The following is a 16,628-nucleotide window of genomic DNA, read 5'->3' on the forward strand; positions in this document are numbered from 1 at the left end:
ATGTCGTCGATCGCTTACATCGACAGGCCGATTCGCGCTCAAGCACCCAGTCATCTCCAGCTGGATGTCGTCGATCGCTTACATCGGCGAAGTGTCATCGCTCGGCGACATCAAGCCGCCTGCACCACATGCAGCACCTTCGGATTGCGCCACTGCGCCAGCAAGGCCGCTTCGCGCGCCTTGGCCTCACGCAGATGCGCCTCCTTGACGTGCCCATAGCCACGGATGTGTTCGGGGATGCTGGCGATCTGCGCGGCGAGCCCCACGTTGTCGGCATCCACGCTATCCAGCAGCCCGTCCACGGTGGCGAGGTAATCGACAATCAGCTGGCGCTCGCTGCGCCGCTCGGCGGTGTAGCCGAACACATCGAGCTTGCCTCCGCGCAGGAATTTCAGACGTGCCAGCAGCTTGAAAGCGCTGAACATCCACGGCCCGTATTCGCGCTTGATCAAATGGCCGTGTGCATCCTTCTTGGCCAGCAGCGGCGGTGCCAGGTGGAAGCGCACCGTGTAGTCGCCTTCGAACTGCTGCTGCAGCCGGCGCTGGAAATCGCCACGCGTGTACAGCCGCGCCACTTCGTATTCGTCCTTGTAGGACATCAGCTTGAAAGCGTAGCGCGCCACCGCTTCGGTCAGTGCACTGCTGCCGGGGACGCGTTGTGCCTCGTGTGCACGCACGCGTTCCACCAGCGCGCGATAGCGCTGCGCGTAGGTAGCATCTTGATAGTCGGCCAGAAACGCGATGCGGCGGGTAATCGCTTCGTCTAGCGACTGCGCCAGCTGCTCATCGTCGAGTGGATGCACCGGTGCATCCACATCGCCATGCAGTGTGCTGCCATCGGTTTGCGCCAACGCACGCGGTGCGTTTTGTCCGCTGAGAGTGTGGTCTTCCCAGCTACCGGGCGCACGTGCGGCGGGTGTGTCACCGTGTCGATGTGCAGACACGTCAGCGTTGGCCAGACCTGCAGCGCGTTGCACCGCCGGCAGATCCACCGCCGCCAGCCGGCCCCAGGCGAAGGCCTGCTGATTCATCGCCACCGCCGCGCCATTGAGTTCGATCGCGCGCATCAATGCCGCATGCGACAACGGCACCAAGCCGTGCTGCCAGGCATAGCCCAATACGAACAGATTGCTGGCGATCGCATCGCCCAGCAGTGCAGTGGCCAGTTGCGTGGCGTCCAACAATAACGGCTCCTGTCCGCCAAGCGCGGTACGCACACCGGCAATGATCTCGGCAGCCGGGAACTGCAGGTCCGGCTGCGTGGTGAAGCTGCCCGGCATCGCTTCATAGGTGTTGAGTACCACCTGGGTGCGGCCATCGCGCACCTTGGACAGCGCCCAATAATCGTTGACCACCACCATGTCGCAGCCCACCACCAGGTCGGCTTCGCCGGCGGCAATGCGCACCGCATGGATGTCGCCGGGCGTGCGCGCGATGCGGATATGCGTAGTGACCGCGCCGCCTTTTTGCGCCAGGCCGGTCTGGTCCAGCACCGTGGCGCCCTTGCCTTCCAGATGCCCGGCCATGCCCAGCAGCGCACCGATGGTGACCACGCCAGTGCCGCCGACGCCGGTGATCAGGATGTTCCAGGGTTGCTCCAGCGTGGTGCGTTGCGGCGGTGCTGGCAGGTTATCCAGCAATGCGCTGGCATCGCGTTGTTTGCCCTTGCGCAGCGCACCGCCATGCACGGTGACAAAGCTCGGGCAGAACCCGGAGACGCAGGAATAATCCTTGTTGCAATTAGATTGATCGATTTGCCGCTTGCGCCCGAACTCGGTTTCTTTGGGCAGCACCGACACGCAAAAACTTTTCTCGCCGCAATCGCCGCAGCCTTCGCAGACCAGCGAATTGATCATGACCCGCTTGGGCGGATCGACCAGCTTGCCGCGCTTGCGGCGTCGACGTTTTTCGGTGGCGCAAGTCTGATCGAAGATCAGGATCGACACACCCTTGACCGTGCGCAGGTGTTGTTGCACCGCATCCAGCTCGCCACGATCATGAAATGCCACATCAGCGGGAAACAGATCGCGCCGCCGCGTCCACTTGCCGATGTCGTCGCTGACGACCGCAATCTCATGGATGCCTTCGGCGCGCAGCTGATGGGCGATGTCGGGCACGGTGAGCGTGCCGTCCACCGGCTGGCCGCCGGTCATGGCCACCGCATCGTTGTAGAGAATCTTGTAGGTGATGTTGACGCCGGTGGCGACCGATTGGCGAATCGCCAACGAGCCACTATGGAAATACGTGCCATCGCCCAGGTTCTGAAACACGTGCGGGGTATCGGTAAACGGCGCTTGCCCCGACCACGTCACGCCTTCGCCGCCCATGTGGGTGAAGGTGTCGGTGGAGCGGTTCATCCAGGTCACCATGTAATGGCACCCGATGCCGCCCAGCGCGCGTGAGCCTTCCGGCACCACCGTGGAGGTGTTGTGCGGGCAGCCAGAGCAGTAATGCGGCACGCGCGGGAACTGCGCGCGCGGCAAGGCCATTTCCGCTTCCTTGGTCTCCATCCAGCGCAACCGCTGCTCGATCGAATCGGCAGTGAAAAACCGCTGGATCCGCTTGCCGATCACCGCGGCGATCGTGGCCGGGGTCAGCTCGCCGGTCGACGGCAAAATCCATGCGCCGAGTTCGTCGTACTTGCCGACGATGCTCGGCCGCGCACCGGCGTTGGCCGGCCAGTTGTAGAACAGCTCCTTCATCTGGCGCTCGATGAAGGCCTTCTTTTCTTCCACCACCACAATGTCGTCGAGCCCCTGCGCGAACGCGCTGATGCCCACCGGTTCCAGCGGCCAGGTCATGCCGACCTTGTACACGCGGATACCGATCTGCGCGCAGGCCTGCGCATCCAGGCCCAGGTATTCCAGCGCCTGCAATACGTCCAGATAGCTCTTGCCGGTGGTGACGATGCCCAGCCGCGCACGTGGCGAATCCAGCACGATCCGGTCGATCTGGTTTGCCCGTGCGAATGCCTGTGCCGCCGCCACCGCATAGCGATGCAGGCGCATTTCCTGATCCACCGGCGGGTCGGGCCAACGGATGCTCAAACCGCCCGGCGGTAGCGCGAAATCCTCCGGCAGCACGATGCTGCGGGCGAACGGGTCCACCTGCACCGACGCGGACGATTCCACCGTCTCGGCGATGGTCTTGAAGCCGATCCAGCGCCCGGTGTAACGGCTCATCGCCCAGCCCAGCAAACCCATGTCCAGGATGTCCTGCACCCCGGCCGGGTTGAGGATGGGCATCATCGCGCTGACGAATTCGTCTTCCGACCCATGCGGCAGGGTCGAGCTGCGGCAGGCATGGTCGTCGGCGGCCAGCGCCAGCACGCCGCCAAACGGCGAAGTGCCGGCAGCATTGCCGTGCTTGAACACATCGCCGCTGCGGTCCACGCCCGGGCCCTTGCCGTACCACATGCCGTACACGCCCTGCACCTTGGCGCCGGGGAACAGGTTGGTCTGCTGGGTGCCCCACACCATGGTGGCGGCCAGGTCCTCGTTGAGGCCCGGGGTAAAGGTCACCCTGGCGGCATCCAGATGCTTGCGCGCGCGCCACAGTTCCAGATCCAGTCCGCCCAAGGGGCTGCCGCGGTAGCCGCTGATGAAGCCGGCGGTATCCAGGCCGGCCGCGTCGTCGCGCAGGCGCTGCAGCAACGGCAGCCGCACCAGGGCCTGCACGCCGGACAGATAGATGCGCCCATCGGTGCGCGTGTATTTGTGGTCCAGCGTGTAGTCCGCATCCACCCGGCCGAGCTCCGGCGTGTTGGCAGAGTCGGGAGAAGAGAGTGCAGCGGTACTGGTCATGGCGTGCCCGGAAAGGGTGGCTGGGACCCGGTGCGTGTCATCTGAAACCAATGACTCGCCCGACGGATTCCAAAACGGCGGCGCAAAGTGTAACAGTCAGCCTTCACGCGCCCGTTCGCATGCGGATGCACAGCCGTCGCGCTGCGGGTAGGATGGGGACGGGAAGGGTCGTTTGCTGTTTCAGGGGAAAATACAGTGAAAAGGAAATACGCATGGGCCGCCTTGGTCCTGCTCGGAGGCGTGTGGTCGCTGGCGCAGGCGCAGAGCCTGCCCAAGCCCAAGGAGTTCTATTTCGACGAAGACCGCAGCACCACCAAGGCCGTGGTCGCGGTGCCGGGGCAGGGCGATGCGGTGGTCGATCGTCTGGCAGCGATGGTGCAGCGTGACGCACGCGCCGCCGAACCGCGCGCTCAGCTGGCCTCGCTGGCCTATGCCGGCGGACGCACCCAATTGGGCGATGAGCTGTACCAGGGGGCATTGGCATTGGTCTCCAATGGCAGCCAGCAATATCGCACCATCACCTGGAACTACGGCTGGGACCTGGTGCGCGCCGACAAGCCCGACAAGGCGCTGCAGCAGTGGGCCAACCTGGCCAATGGCCGCCCGGCCACGCCGGAATGGTTGCCCATCACCGCCGCACTGACGTTGTGGCGGGCCGGACGCAAGCAGGAGGCTACCGAGTGGTATGCCGCCGCCGTGCGCACCTGGCCCGATCGCTGGAGCAGCACCGCCAATTACGCCAGCCTGCTGCCGGATTGGCGCGACGCAGAGCGCACCAGCCTGGCGGAGGTCTTTGCGGCATGGCAGGCCAGCCCGCCGGCGTTTCCGTAAGCGACGCACCGCGCTGCAGGGATCGCCTGCAGCGCATGCCGTGCAGTGGTCTGCAGGTTTGCTGCAGGGTCCGTGCCCGCCCACCATCGCGGGACACGCTGCAAGGACGTCCTAGTCAGCCCTTACGCGGCAGCCATACCGCTTAAGGTCCCGCAACGGTGAGCGGGCAAGGGCCAGTCGAGTTGGTCGTTATGCAGGGCTTTCAATAAAGCAGCCAGCAACCTGCCTGGTGCGGTGTCCTCGCCGATTGCGGGACCGTTGGCGGCATGGATGCGGCCATCGAGCTCCCAGCGATGGGTTCACAACGTGTCCCGCGAGCGGCGAGGGCACCGCGCCCTCGACAGACTGGCTTCGGGATAGGCAAACGATGGAAGTCTCGCTGCGCACCGATGGCGACGCGTTCTTCGTGCAGGGATTCGATGGCGCGCGCGACCGCTTGTTCCGGCTCGATCTGTTGCGCCGTAAAGGGGCCTGGCCATCTGGCCGACGCGTTGCTCGCGTAAGCGCGACGCCACGCTAGCTCTCCTCCACTCCTCCCCAGTGCCTGGACCCGGCGCTGTGCGATTCTGTGCATCGCTCTCCAACAGACACGATCAGCCATGGCGGTGGATGCATTTGCGTTGATCCTGGCGATGCTGGGGCTTGGCCTGGTGTTCGCGCGGCTTAAGGTGCTGCCGGACAACAGCGCCGACGTGCTCAACCGCATCGTGTTGTACATCTGTCTGCCAGCCTCGGTGCTGACCTACGTGCCGCGCCTGCACCTGGACGCCTCGCTCGCTGGGGTGATCGCCACACCATGGCTGCTGACCGCGATCATTGTGCCGCTGCTGTGGGGCTGCAGCCGCGTGTTGCGCTTCGGCCGTGCCGAGTACGCCGCGCTGCTGATGTGCGTGGTGTTCACCAACTCCAGCTTCATCGGGTTTCCGATGGTGCGCGCGCTGTTGGGCGACCAGGCCCTGCCGTACGCGGTGGTGTACGACCAGTTCGGCACCTTCGTGCTGCTGTCCACCTTCGGCCTGTACGTGCTGGCGCGCTACAGCGGCGATACGCCGCCCACCGCAAAAATCATACTGACCCGTGTCCTCAAGTTCCCGCCGCTGTGGGCGCTGCTGTTCGCGCTGACGCTGATGCCCGCGCAGCCACCGGCCTGGATCGGCGCAGGCCTCAAGAGCCTGGCCGATGCGATGTTGCCGCTGGTGATGCTTGCGGTGGGCTTTTCGCTGCAGTTGCGTCTGCCCGCCGACGAACTCAAGCCACTCGCGGTGGGTCTGGTCTTCAAGCTGGCGGTGATGCCGATCCTGGCGCTGCCGCTGTCCTGGGCGCTCGGCCTGCGCGGGCTGATGCTGCAGACCAACGTGCTCGAATCGGCCATGCCCACCATGATCACCGCCGCCGCGCTGGCCATCTCGCATCGGCTGGCCCCCAGGCTGGCAGCCGCCATGGTCGGCTACAGCATCCTGCTCTCGCTGCTGACCTTGCCCGCCTGGTCCTGGTTGCTGGCGCGCCTGGTGGCTTGATACGCCCGCAGCGGCATGAAATGCTGGCCTGCGGCATGGCGCCGCGCTCACACGGAAGACAAGCACATGCAGGGATATCGTCAGATCGCAGTTGCGCTGCTGTGCCTTGGCACCAGCCTGTCGGCCTCTGCGGCAACAGCGCCTGCCATGCCCGACCCCGCCAACGCACCCGAGGTGCAGCAGTGGGCGCAGCAAGTTGGCCAGGCCATGCAGGCGCGGCTGCAGACCCTGGCCGCCAGCCAACAGCCGCGTCAGCGTTATGTTGCAGGCCTGCTATGGCTCAGCGATGACGCGCAGGCTGATACGGAGTCCGCCGCCACCGGCTACGCGCCAGCCCAGCGGGCAGTGCTGCAAGGAGCGCTGGATGCACGGCCCCGCGATTTGCTGGTCGCGCGCGTAGAGGCCAACGGCTGCCCGGCGGAGCTGCGCTGTGACCCGGCCGGCGCAGTGGTTTTTCTGGAACAGGCCGATGCCGGCAACGCCGATGCGCCGCTGCGGGCCTTCAGCGCTGCGCAGCGACGTGGCGATCGGCTCGCCGCCGAATCCGCCTGGCAGGCCGCCGCACGTGCAGACCATTTCGACAGCGGCGCCGTTGCGCTGGGGCAGGCCTTGCACGCCGCCTATGCCGGGATGCAATGGCCACAATTGCAATCGGTGCAGCTGCGCGCGCAACTGCAGGCACAAGATCTGCCGTCCACTGGTGCGGAGATGGCGATGGGCTACGTGATGGGCGCCTGGGCGGCGCACGTGATTCCGTCGCTGGCCGAGGTCACGCGCCGATGCACCCCGCCCATCGCCGCACCTGCATTGCGCGATGAGTGCATGGCCATCCTCGGCAGCCTGGGCAACGACGACGCAATGCTGGTAACGGCGTTGATCGGCTCCGAGCGCATGGCAGACCTGAGCACCGGCCGCGATGCTGCGTATTGGCACGCGCGGGTACGCGAGTTGCGGTGGTTGCAGCAGCATCAACAGCGCCGCACGCCCAGTTTTGCCACGGCCGCTGCTGAGGTTGAGATCACGTTGACGCAAGGTGAAATCCCCTCATTGCGCGCGTCCTTGCAACGCAGCGGCATTGCCGCTTTGCCTCCGGCGGACTGGCATCCCGTCGCCGCAATTCGCTGAGACACAAGGTGCGCCGCAAACGTGCGCGGCTGAACCGTGCGCCGATGCTGCACTGCGATGACAAACGCACGCATCGCGTTTAACGCGTTTCGACTACTTCCTCACCTTGCCGCGGTGTACGCTGCCGGCTTGCTCCCGGAAGCGAGGCGTGCATGAAGACAGTCCTGGTGGCCGCTTCCAAAGGCGGCGTCGGCAAGACCACGATCGCCACCAACCTGGCCGCATATGCGGCCCTGCAGGGCCAGCGCACCGTGCTGGCAGATGCCGATCCGCAAGGTTCGTCCACGCGCTGGGCGCAGCGACGCGCCAGCCTCGAAAGTGCGGTGCTGCCGATCGACGCCACCAAGCGCCGCAACTGGCAGGCGGCGGTCCCCGATGGCACCGACCAGCTGATCATCGACGCGCCGGCCGGTGCGATGGCCGACGACCTCAGCGGGTTCCTGGACCACGTCGACGCCATCGTGGTGCCGGTGCTGTCCTCGGCGCTGGACATCGAAGCGGTGGTGGGCTTTCTCAACACGCTGGCCAAGGTGCCGCGCGTGCACCAGCGCAAGCTCCCCGTCGGCCTGGTGCTCAACCGCGCCCGACCCTGGACCCAGACTTCGCAGCAGGCCGCCGAGATGATCGGGACCTGGCCATATCCGCTGGTGACCCAATTGCGCGACACCCAGGCCTACGTGGTCATGGCCGGGCTGGGGCGCAGCTTGTTCGATTACCGCTCGGCGCAGGTGCGCGACCATCAACAGGACTGGGAGCCGCTGTTGAAGTGGCTCAAGAAGTCCTAGAACCGGAAAGTTCCTATGCGCGAATTGATCTTGTTGCGACACGCCCATGCAGAGCCGGCCGATACCGGCCAGGCTGACTTCGACCGCCCGCTGTCCCCGCACGGCATCGCCGAAGCGGAGTCTGCCGGGCGCTGGCTGCGCGAACAGCGGCTAGTCCCCGACCGCGTGCTGTGCTCGCCGGCCCGGCGCTCCCGCGAGACGCTGGAGGCGGTGCTCGAGCTCACCGGGTACATCGAACAACGCCTGGACGAACGCATCTACGAGGCCACCCCCGGCACCCTGGCCAGCCTGGTGGACGAACACCGCGAGGCCGAGCGCCTGCTGCTGGTCGGCCACAACCCGGGCCTGGAGCGGCTGGCCGCGCTGATGCACAGCGGGCAGACCGGCGACTACCGCGGCATGCCGACCGCCTCGATCGTCTTGCTGGCCCTGCCGCTGGACGCCACCATCGAGCCGGGGATCGCCCGTTTGACCGCCTTCTGGTGGCCTTGATCTGTGTCATCGTCGCTGCGCTGGTTTGCCTGGCTGGCGCTCTGGGTCACGTTTCCCTGCCTTGCACAGCAGAAAGTGCACGCCATCGACCCGGCGCAATCGCGTTTCGGGTTCGAGATCAAAACCCGTTTCGGCATGAAGATGGAGGGGTTTTTCCCGCGGTTTCGCGGTGAGCTGGTGGAGTTGCCCGATCGGCGCATGCAAGTGCGCTTCCGGCTGGACGCTACCCAGGTGGAGATTCCGGGCAAGGACCGCTACACCAGCTGGATGCGGGGCGAGGATTTCTTCGACGTGGCGCGCTACCCGGTGGTGGAATTCGAGTCGCTGCCGTATGCCGAAGAGGTGGTCAGGGGAGGGGGCGACATCACCGGCAACCTGACCATCCGCGGAATCACCCACATCGAGACCCTGCATGTGGCACCGGCTGAATGCGCGCGGCCGGGCTATGATTGCGACGTGATCAGTCGAGGTACGGTCCTGCGTGGACGTTACGGAATGAATGCGTGGCAGATGGCCCTGGGCGACAGGGTGACGTTCATTCTGCGTGGGCGGTTGCAGGAGGCGCGGCGCCCGTGAGGTTCCTGTTGAGGGTCCTCGTGCTGGCAACCCTGTTGCTCGGCACCGGATGCGCCGGCCTGTCGCAAATCGAACGCAACCGTGCCGCCGGCGTTGCCGCTGCGGCACGCAGCACCGTGGTGAGCTGCACCCAGGCCAATCACTGCGCCCAGCCCTCGCCGCTGCGCACCCTGGGTGGCGACGCCATCACTGCCTCCACGCCGGCCGCGCCGCGGCATTACGCCACCATCGTCGACCACGGCGAAGAATCGCTGGTGGCGCGGCTCAACCTGATTCGCAGCGCAACCCGCACTATCGACCTGCAGACCTACATCTTCGACAAGGACGACAGTGCGCGCATGATTCTGGACGCGCTGACCGATGCGGCGCAGCGTGGGGTCAAGGTCCGCATATTGATCGATCAGCTGTCGGCAATCGCCGACCTGCAGATTCTCGGGGCGCTCGCCAGCACCCACGAAAACCTGCAGCTGCGCATCTACAACCCCACCTTCGGCAAGGTCAAACTCAACTACTTCGATTACGCCGGTAGCGTGGTGTGCTGTTTCCGGCGCTTCAACCAGCGCATGCACAACAAGTTGCTGGTGGTGGACGACGTACTCGGGGTGGTCGGCGGGCGCAATTACCAGGACGACTATTACGACTGGGACAGCGAATATAACTTCCGCGACCGCGACGTGATTCTGGCCGGCCCGGAAGTACGCGCGATGGCGGCCAACTTCGATGCATTCTGGCGCGCGCGGCGCAGTGTCCCGGCCGAGCGCCTGAACGATGTGGGCAAGCTGCTGCTGGAACAGGGCGCACCGCAGATGCCGCCCGCACAATTCCGCCGCCCGGATCGGGTGGCGCGGGTGGACCAGGAAGCGCGCGATCCGCAGTTCGTGCGCGACGCCTTCGTCACCCCGGCGATGTCGGTGCAGCGCGTGCTCTACGTGGCCGACCTGCCGCAAAAGCATCGCAAGGAACATGCCTCCAAAGCAGTGTCGACGGCGCCGGAGCTGGATAGCCTGATCGCCGGCGCACAGCAGGAAGTGCTGCTGCAAACGCCGTATCTGGTGTTGTCCGACGAGGCCCAGGCGATCTTCCGGGAGCTGCGCAAACGCCCGCAGCCGCCGCGCATCGTGGTGTCGACCAATAGCTTGGCGGCCACCGATAACCCCATCGTGTATGCGCTGTCGTACAAGTTCAAACGCCGCAACATGCGCGAGCTGGGTTTCAACCTGTACGAGTTCAAGCCGTTTCCGCTGGATGCGCCGGTGGACTACGCCAATCTGGTGCCGGACCCGCTCAATCCTGCCTCCGACATCAACGAAGACAGTCGCGACAATCGCCTGATCGGCGGCAGTGCGGCCGGCAATGCGGTGCGTGGCAGCAGCGGCGCCGGCCGTACGCCTGGCGGCAGCGAAGTCGATCGCCGCGTGCTGCGCACCGAAACCCGGCCCTCGTTTCTGGGAACGCGTGCGGTCAACAAACCGCTGCCGGTGACCCGCGCCGGTGCGCGCATGGGGCTGCACGCCAAATCGCTGGTGGTGGATCGGCGCATCGGCGTGATCGGCACGCACAACTTCGATCCGCGCAGCGAAAACTACAACACCGAAGCGGCGGTGGTGATCGACGATCCGCGCTTTGCGCAGGCGCTGGCGGCCAGCATCGAACGCGATATGAACCCGGAAAATGCCTGGACGGTGGCTCCGCGCGAAAAGCCGCCGGTGTTGAGCGGATTGAACTACAGCGTGGGCAAGGTCTCCGAAGCCTTGCCGGTGCTGGACTTCTGGCCGTGGCGCTACGCGACCAATTACGAGTTCCAGCCCGGCCCGGGTTGCCCGTTCCCGCTTAAGCGCCAGGACCCGCAGTTCCGGCAGTGCTATGTGGCAGTTGGCGATTTCCCCGAGGTCAACGTCGGCCCCAAATGGTTGCTGGTACGCATGCTGACCGCATTCGGCGCCGGCCTGGTGCCGATTCTTTGATCGACAGCTAAGAACAGCCAACAAAACGACTGTGCTCACCGCCAGGTGGGCGCGGCCTGCGCTCGGTGTGGCATGGACCACGCGTACACTCCGGCTCTGAGCGCGCGGTCCACACGCACCTGACGACTGCTCGCTGCGGTTTTACCGCTCTATGGCTGCAATCGTTCGACAGCAACAAGCGGCGCGCGAGCTGCCGGCAACCGTATAGGCCACCCGCTCACCCAGCGGCGCGACCACTCCCGCCACTCCGTGGCAAGCAGCGACACCGACGATTGCAGTAGCCTTAAATCCACCAGACAGCGGCAGGCGTTGCACCAGTCGCAATCTCGCAGATGCTGTTGCGATTCCCGATTCCCGATTCCCGATTCCCGATTCCCGATTCCCCCAAATCACAAATCCCAGCCCATGACCTTCCGCGCTCCCGTCGATCTTGCTGTCCTCAACGCCGCCAGCCGAAATACCCTGATCGAACATCTGGGCATCGTATTCACCGAGGCCGGTGACGATTGGCTGCGCGCCACCATGCCGGTGGATGCGCGCACCAAGCAGCCGTATGGCCTGCTGCATGGCGGCGCCTCGGTGGTGCTGGCCGAAACCCTGGGCAGCAGTGCCGGCAATCTGTGCGTGGAGATGACCACCCAGATGTGCGTGGGGCTGGAGATCAACGCCAACCATCTGCGTGCCTCCACCGAGGGCCTGGTCACCGGTACCGCACGCGCGGTGCACGTGGGGCGCAGCACCCATGTCTGGGACATCGTCATCGAAAATCCGGCCGGCAAGCGCGTCTGCGTCTCGCGCCTGACCCTGGCCGTGGTGGCGCGCAGCAATGGCTGAGCACGCCTGGCAGCTGCATGGGTGGAACAGCGCCATCCGCTGCCGGCACTGCGCCGCGGCCGAGCTGCTGTCACAATAGTCGTGCCTCCTTCCCCCGTTACCGGTCCCGTTCGTCGAATGAGCGAGTCATCCCTGGACGCCACGCGCGACGCTGGCGGCCCGCTGCGTTGGTTCCGGTACCTGTATCGGGTGCCGCTGCTGCTGTTGCATCTGTCTGTGTTCCTGCCGATCACCATGCTGTGCGTGGTGACGCCGCCGCTGGCGCGCATCCGTACCGGCGCTGAGGACACCCTGGACGAGCTGATGATCCGCTGGTGGCAGGGCAACCTGATGCGCATTTTCGGTTTCCGTCTGCGTCGCTTCGGCACGCCGCTATCGGGCGCCACCCTGTTCGTGGCCAACCACGTCAGCTGGGTCGACATCTCCATGCTGCACAGCCAGCGCGTGATGGGCTTTGTGGCCAAGCGCGAAATCGCCGGCTGGCCGCTGGTGGGCTGGCTGGCGGCCAAGGGCCAGACCATCTTCCATCAACGCGGCAACACCGAATCGCTGGGCGGGGTGCTGCTGGAAATGCTGCAGCGTTTGCGCAGCGGCAAGCCGGTAGGCGTGTTTCCGGAAGGGCGCACCCGCGGCGGTACCGAAGTGGGCCCGTTCCATGCGCGCATCTTCCAGGCGGCGGTGGAAGCCGGCGTGCCGGTGCAGCCTGTGGCGCTGCGCTACGGCACGCGTGGCGCTGCGCAGGCGGTGGTGGCGTTCGGCGAACGCGAAAGTTTCTTCGCCAACATCGTGCGCTTGCTCGGCGAGCCGTCGCGCCTGGCTGAAATCCATTTCCTGGAGCCGATCGGCGCGTTCGATATCGAAGGACGTCGCCGCCTGGCCGACACCTCGCGTCAACGCATCATCGCCGCGATGGAGTCCTGAGCCGGCGATGCGCGCGCTCATCCACCCTGCGGCCAGCGCTTTCGTGCCTGGCCCGATGAGCGCATGAACGCCTCCGACTTTCAGCCGCCGCGCTGGCTGCGCAATCCGCATGTGCAATCGGTGCTGGCCAGCAGCGGCTTGCGCCGGTTGCGCAGCCGTCAGTTGCTGAGCGCCAGCGGCGCGGTCACCAGCGAACATATTCTCGACGGCGGCGACGGCGTACGGCTGCAGGGCTGGATGAGCGTACCGCCCGGCGATACGCCGGTGCGTGGCACCGTGCTGCTGCTGCACGGCTGGGAAGGCAGCGCCGATTCCAACTACATGCGGCTGACCGCCGCGCGCCTGCTCGGCCTGGGCTACCAGGTATTCCGGCTGAATTTTCGCGATCACGGCGGCACCCACCATCTCAATGTGGACCTGTTCCACTCCGATCGCATCGACGAGGTGGTCAACGCGGCCGGCGATCTGTGGCGGCGCTTTCCCGCGCCGCAGCTACTGGCGGCGGGGTATTCGCTGGGCGGTAACTTCGCGCTGCGGCTAGCGTTGCGGGCACCGGCGGCGGGCCTGCCGCTGGCGCGGGTGGCGGCGGTATGTCCGTTGCTGGACCCGGCCGCCACCATGACCCAGCTGGAAAAAGGCCCGCAGTTCTACGACTGGTACTTCCGCCGCAAATGGCGCGAATCGCTGCTGCGCAAGCGCAAGCTTTTTCCGGACCAGCACGGCTACGACGACGCCACCCTGGCGCTGGACATGCGCGAGCTGATGGCCTGGCTGGCAGTGCAGCACACCGGTCACGGTTCGCTGGAAGCGTATTTCGACAGCTATTCGATCGCCGGCGAGCGGCTGGCCGGCCTGCAGGTGCCTTCGGACATCCTGATGGCCGAAGACGACCCGGTGATTCCGTTCGAGGACTTCGCCGGCTGGCAATTGCCGCCGCACGCGCATCTGGAAATCGCGCGCTGGGGCGGCCATTGCGGCTTTCTGGAAAACGCCCGCGGCGACGGCTTTGCCGAACGCTGGGTGGCCGAGCGGCTGGCCGCCGCTCTTTAGGACGGCTAACACACCGTAGCGAGCAGTTGTCAGGTGGCTGCGGACGGCGCGCTCAGAACCGGCGTGTATGCGTGGTCCATGCCGCACTGTGCGCCGGGCGCGCCCGCCTGGCGGCTGCACAGGAGTTTTGTTGGCTACTCTTACAGTCAGGCTGAAAAGACATCCGTCTCTCGATGCCCTGGTCGCGGTTTTATCAGCGGTTACAGGCGGTCTGATGGCCTACTTCAGCTCGGTCAGGCTCTACACGGATCTGCAGACCGGCGAGATCCTGTTCCGTCCACGACTAGGGCCGGCCTCCGTTGGTCCCCAAGCTGCGATCTGGTACACGAGGCATCTGGTCCTTGGGATGCTCTGCGTGGCCGACGGCGCAAGCGTGCCGCGTCGGATGTCGGCACGTGTTTCAACGCCCGACCCGGACGATCAATCGCTCTTAGAACCGCAACGGCGCTGGATAAAGGGCCTTGCACAGGCGTTGAACTTCCACTTGAACGCCGGGCAGTCACAACGCGGGCGTGGCGATAGATCGCAGCGTCCGTCGCACACCAAGCCGCCGCAGCGCGCATCGTTACAATAGTGGTTTGTCCGGGACACGCCGCCGCCATGCAAGACGCCATTCTTCAAGCCCTGCGCCGCAATGCGGCCGACGATGCGGTGGCGCTGGCCCGCGAGTGGGCGACCACCGCGCCCGATAACGCTGCCGCGCACCGCTGGCTCGGGTTGTCCTTGCAACAGCAAGGCCAACCTGCGCTGGCGCTGACCAGCATCGAAACCGCGCTGACGCTGACCCCGGAAGACGCCGATCTGCACCTGCTGCACGCCGGGCTGCTGCTGGCCACGCGCAACCTGTCGGCGGCCGATGCCGCGTTGTCGCGCAGCACCGCGCTGGACCCCAACCAGTTCAACGCCTACGTGATGCAGGCGCACTTGGCGGTGGGGCGCGGCGATCTGGACGACGCCGAGCGACTGAGCCGTACCGCCGCACGCCTGGCGCCGGACCACCCGCAGCTGCTGGCGGTCGATGGCGTCGTGGAGATGCGTCGCGGCCAGAGCGACCGCGCGCTGTCGTTGCTGACCCGCGCTGCCGAGCAGCTGCCGGACGACCCACGGGTGATGTTCGCGCTGGGCTTTGCGTATCTGCAGAAGGAACATTTTGCGTTTGCCGAGCGCGCGTTCGAGCGCGTGGTCGAGCTCAATCCGCCGGGCACCGCGCTGCGCGCGTTCATCGCCCAGCTGGCCCAGCGCCAGGGCCGCCTGGACGATGCGCTGACCGCGATGCAGGGCGTGCTGGCCCAGCCCGATGGCGACATCCCGGCGATGCGCCGGCTGGCCGGCGAGATGGAATTGCAGGCCGGTCGCCCCGATCAGGCGGCTGCGCATCTGCGCCTGGCGCTGGCCCACTGGCCGGCCGACCGCCGCACCTTGCATGCCTTGCTCACCGCCTGGGAGCGTCTGGGCGCGGTGGACGATGCGCGCGACACCCTGGATGCGGCGCTGGCCACCTCCAGCAATGCGCACGATCTATGGCTGGCGCGGCTGGCAGTGGAGCCGGTCGGCGGGCCGCAGGCGCAGGCGGTGATCGAGCGTTGGCTGCTGGGCATGCCCGAGCACCTGCCGGCGCTGGAAGCGTTGATGCGCGTGCACGACATGCAGGGCCACGCCGAGGACGCGGAAATGGTGGCGCGGCAGATCGTGGCGGTGGAGCCGGGCCGCATCAGCGGCGAACAGCGCATCGTCGAAGCGCTGCTGGAGCGCGACCCGCCGGCGGCGATCGCCTGTGTCGAATCCTTGATCGAGTCGTTGCCCGCACCGCAGCAGACCGTGCTGCGGCCGTGGCTAGGCAATGTGCAGGACCGCGCCGGCCAGCCCGACGCCGCGTTGGCCACCTGGATGCAGTTCCATCGCGAACAGGCCCAGCACCGCCTGCCGTTGCCGCCGCAGGCTGCCAAACAGCCGATGCAGTGGCCGGCGCTGGGCAGCATTCCCGACACCGTCACCGCGCGTCCGCTGTTTGTCTGGGGCACCCCGGGCTCGCATGTCGAACGGCTGATCGCGGTGATGGACGCCGCCACCCCGCTGGTGCGCGGCGACCGTTATGGCGCCACGCCGCCGTCCGACGCGTTGCAGAGCTATCGCAGCGTCGAGCAATTGGTATCCGGCGAACTGGCGCCAATGGCCTTGGTGGAAGGCTGGAAAGCGCAGCTGCTGCGCCGCGGTATCGACGATGGCAATGTCATCGACTGGCTGCTGTGGTGGGACAACACCCTGCTCACCGCGCTACGCCCGCATCTGCCGGAGGGGCGCCTGGCAATCGCGCTGCGCGACCCGCGCGACATGCTGCTGGACTGGCTCTCGGCCGGTGCATCCGCGCCGCTGGCCGTGCAGTCGCCGCAGCAGGCCACCGACTGGTTGTTGGCGGCGCTGGAACAGCTGGCCGTGCTGCACGAACGCGATCTGTACCCGCACCGGATCATCCGCCTGGATGGTATCGAAAGCGACCCGCAGGGCATTTCCACGGCGCTGGAGCAGGCGTTCGGACTGAACTTCCCGCTGGTCGAACCGCGCGGCCCGGCACGCCTGGCGTCCGGTCGCTGGCGCAGTTATCGCGGCGTACTCGGCGCCCAGTTCGACCTGCTCACGTTGATCGCAGTGCGCTTCGGGTATCCGCAGGACTGACGCACGGTCTGCCGCTTGTATCTCCCAGCCGCAGTGCTGTCGTAGGAGCGGACCCGG

12 protein-coding genes, 2 other RNA genes and 1 pseudogene are annotated in these 16,628 nt (G+C 66.3%); 13 read left to right on the plus strand and 2 right to left on the minus strand.

Annotated elements, in window-relative coordinates; genetic code table 11:
- Positions 1-110: 110 nt before the first annotated feature.
- Positions 111-3,803, minus strand: a complete 3,693-nt coding sequence (locus tag ABQU90_RS11010) for an indolepyruvate ferredoxin oxidoreductase family protein (RefSeq protein WP_323520972.1) — start codon at positions 3,801-3,803, stop codon at positions 111-113.
- A 195-nt stretch (positions 3,804-3,998) separates the two neighbouring features.
- Here ABQU90_RS11010 and ABQU90_RS11015 point away from each other — a divergent pair, with 195 nt between their 5' ends.
- From ABQU90_RS11015 to ABQU90_RS11065, 12 genes and pseudogenes are all read left to right on the plus strand, one after another.
- The gene (locus ABQU90_RS11015; RefSeq protein WP_115514957.1) at positions 3,999-4,634 is read left to right on the plus strand and encodes a tetratricopeptide repeat protein; all 636 of its coding nucleotides are present in this window, start codon (positions 3,999-4,001) and stop codon (positions 4,632-4,634) included.
- A 382-nt stretch (positions 4,635-5,016) separates the two neighbouring features.
- A pseudogene (locus ABQU90_RS22785) lies at positions 5,017-5,125 on the plus strand (penicillin acylase family protein); the annotation flags it as partial.
- Between the two features lie 108 nt (positions 5,126-5,233).
- Positions 5,234-6,151: an AEC family transporter gene (locus ABQU90_RS11020; protein ID WP_115560915.1), complete on the plus strand. Its 918-nt coding sequence runs from the start codon at positions 5,234-5,236 to the stop codon at positions 6,149-6,151.
- Between the two features lie 66 nt (positions 6,152-6,217).
- Positions 6,218-7,276 (plus strand): hypothetical protein, encoded by a 1,059-nt coding sequence (locus ABQU90_RS11025; RefSeq protein ID WP_323520973.1) that lies wholly within the window; start codon positions 6,218-6,220, stop codon positions 7,274-7,276.
- Between the two features lie 152 nt (positions 7,277-7,428).
- Positions 7,429-8,061 (plus strand): ParA family protein, encoded by a 633-nt coding sequence (locus ABQU90_RS11030; RefSeq protein ID WP_055853787.1) that lies wholly within the window; start codon positions 7,429-7,431, stop codon positions 8,059-8,061.
- 15 nt (positions 8,062-8,076) lie between these two features.
- Positions 8,077-8,553: a SixA phosphatase family protein gene (locus ABQU90_RS11035; RefSeq protein WP_055853785.1), complete on the plus strand. Its 477-nt coding sequence runs from the start codon at positions 8,077-8,079 to the stop codon at positions 8,551-8,553.
- 3 nt (positions 8,554-8,556) lie between these two features.
- Positions 8,557-9,129, plus strand: coding sequence for a YceI family protein (locus ABQU90_RS11040; RefSeq protein ID WP_115514961.1), 573 nt, complete (start codon positions 8,557-8,559; stop codon positions 9,127-9,129).
- A complete protein-coding gene (locus ABQU90_RS11045; protein ID WP_323520974.1) occupies positions 9,126-11,093 on the plus strand; it encodes a phospholipase D family protein in 1,968 nt (655 codons plus the stop codon). The genes ABQU90_RS11040 and ABQU90_RS11045 overlap by 4 nt, the downstream gene beginning before the upstream one ends.
- 72 nt (positions 11,094-11,165) lie before the next feature.
- A non-coding RNA gene (locus tag ABQU90_RS11050) (sX9 sRNA) lies at positions 11,166-11,242 on the plus strand.
- A 256-nt stretch (positions 11,243-11,498) separates the two neighbouring features.
- Positions 11,499-11,927 carry a hotdog fold thioesterase gene (locus ABQU90_RS11055; protein WP_323520975.1) on the plus strand — a complete coding sequence of 143 codons (429 nt, stop codon included), beginning with the start codon at positions 11,499-11,501 and terminating at the stop codon, positions 11,925-11,927.
- Positions 11,928-11,948: 21 nt separating this feature from the next.
- On the plus strand, positions 11,949-12,848 hold the full coding sequence (locus tag ABQU90_RS11060) for a lysophospholipid acyltransferase family protein (protein WP_193552404.1): 900 nt from the start codon (positions 11,949-11,951) through the stop codon (positions 12,846-12,848).
- Between the two features lie 63 nt (positions 12,849-12,911).
- Positions 12,912-13,898: a YheT family hydrolase gene (locus tag ABQU90_RS11065; protein WP_115526710.1), complete on the plus strand. Its 987-nt coding sequence runs from the start codon at positions 12,912-12,914 to the stop codon at positions 13,896-13,898.
- A 3-nt stretch (positions 13,899-13,901) separates the two neighbouring features.
- On the opposite strand, the gene ABQU90_RS11070 is transcribed toward ABQU90_RS11065, so the two are convergent.
- A non-coding RNA gene (locus ABQU90_RS11070) (sX9 sRNA) lies at positions 13,902-13,978 on the minus strand.
- 520 nt (positions 13,979-14,498) lie between these two features.
- On the opposite strand from ABQU90_RS11070, the gene ABQU90_RS11075 reads away from it, so the two are divergent.
- Entirely contained in the window at positions 14,499-16,571 is a 2,073-nt protein-coding gene (locus tag ABQU90_RS11075) for a tetratricopeptide repeat protein (RefSeq protein WP_323520977.1), read from the plus strand.
- Positions 16,572-16,628 lie beyond the last annotated feature (57 nt).

Origin of the sequence: Xanthomonas sp. WHRI 10207, assembly GCF_040202975.1 — a bacterium.
Taxonomy (GTDB): domain Bacteria; phylum Pseudomonadota; class Gammaproteobacteria; order Xanthomonadales; family Xanthomonadaceae; genus Xanthomonas.

Excerpts from the sequence above, each read along its gene's own strand:
- ABQU90_RS11055 (WP_323520975.1), top strand. The coding sequence starts at position 11,499 with ATGACCTTCCGCGCTCCCGTCGATCTTGCTGTCCTCAACGCCGCCAGC.
- ABQU90_RS11065 (WP_115526710.1), top strand. The coding sequence starts at position 12,912 with ATGAACGCCTCCGACTTTCAGCCGCCGCGCTGGCTGCGCAATCCGCAT.
- ABQU90_RS11035 (WP_055853785.1), top strand. The coding sequence starts at position 8,077 with ATGCGCGAATTGATCTTGTTGCGACACGCCCATGCAGAGCCGGCCGAT.
- ABQU90_RS11020 (WP_115560915.1), top strand. The coding sequence starts at position 5,234 with ATGGCGGTGGATGCATTTGCGTTGATCCTGGCGATGCTGGGGCTTGGC.
- ABQU90_RS11030 (WP_055853787.1), top strand. The coding sequence starts at position 7,429 with ATGAAGACAGTCCTGGTGGCCGCTTCCAAAGGCGGCGTCGGCAAGACC.
- ABQU90_RS11075 (WP_323520977.1), top strand. The coding sequence starts at position 14,499 with ATGCAAGACGCCATTCTTCAAGCCCTGCGCCGCAATGCGGCCGACGAT.
- ABQU90_RS11010 (WP_323520972.1), bottom strand. The coding sequence starts at position 3,803 with ATGACCAGTACCGCTGCACTCTCTTCTCCCGACTCTGCCAACACGCCG.
- ABQU90_RS11025 (WP_323520973.1), top strand. The coding sequence starts at position 6,218 with ATGCAGGGATATCGTCAGATCGCAGTTGCGCTGCTGTGCCTTGGCACC.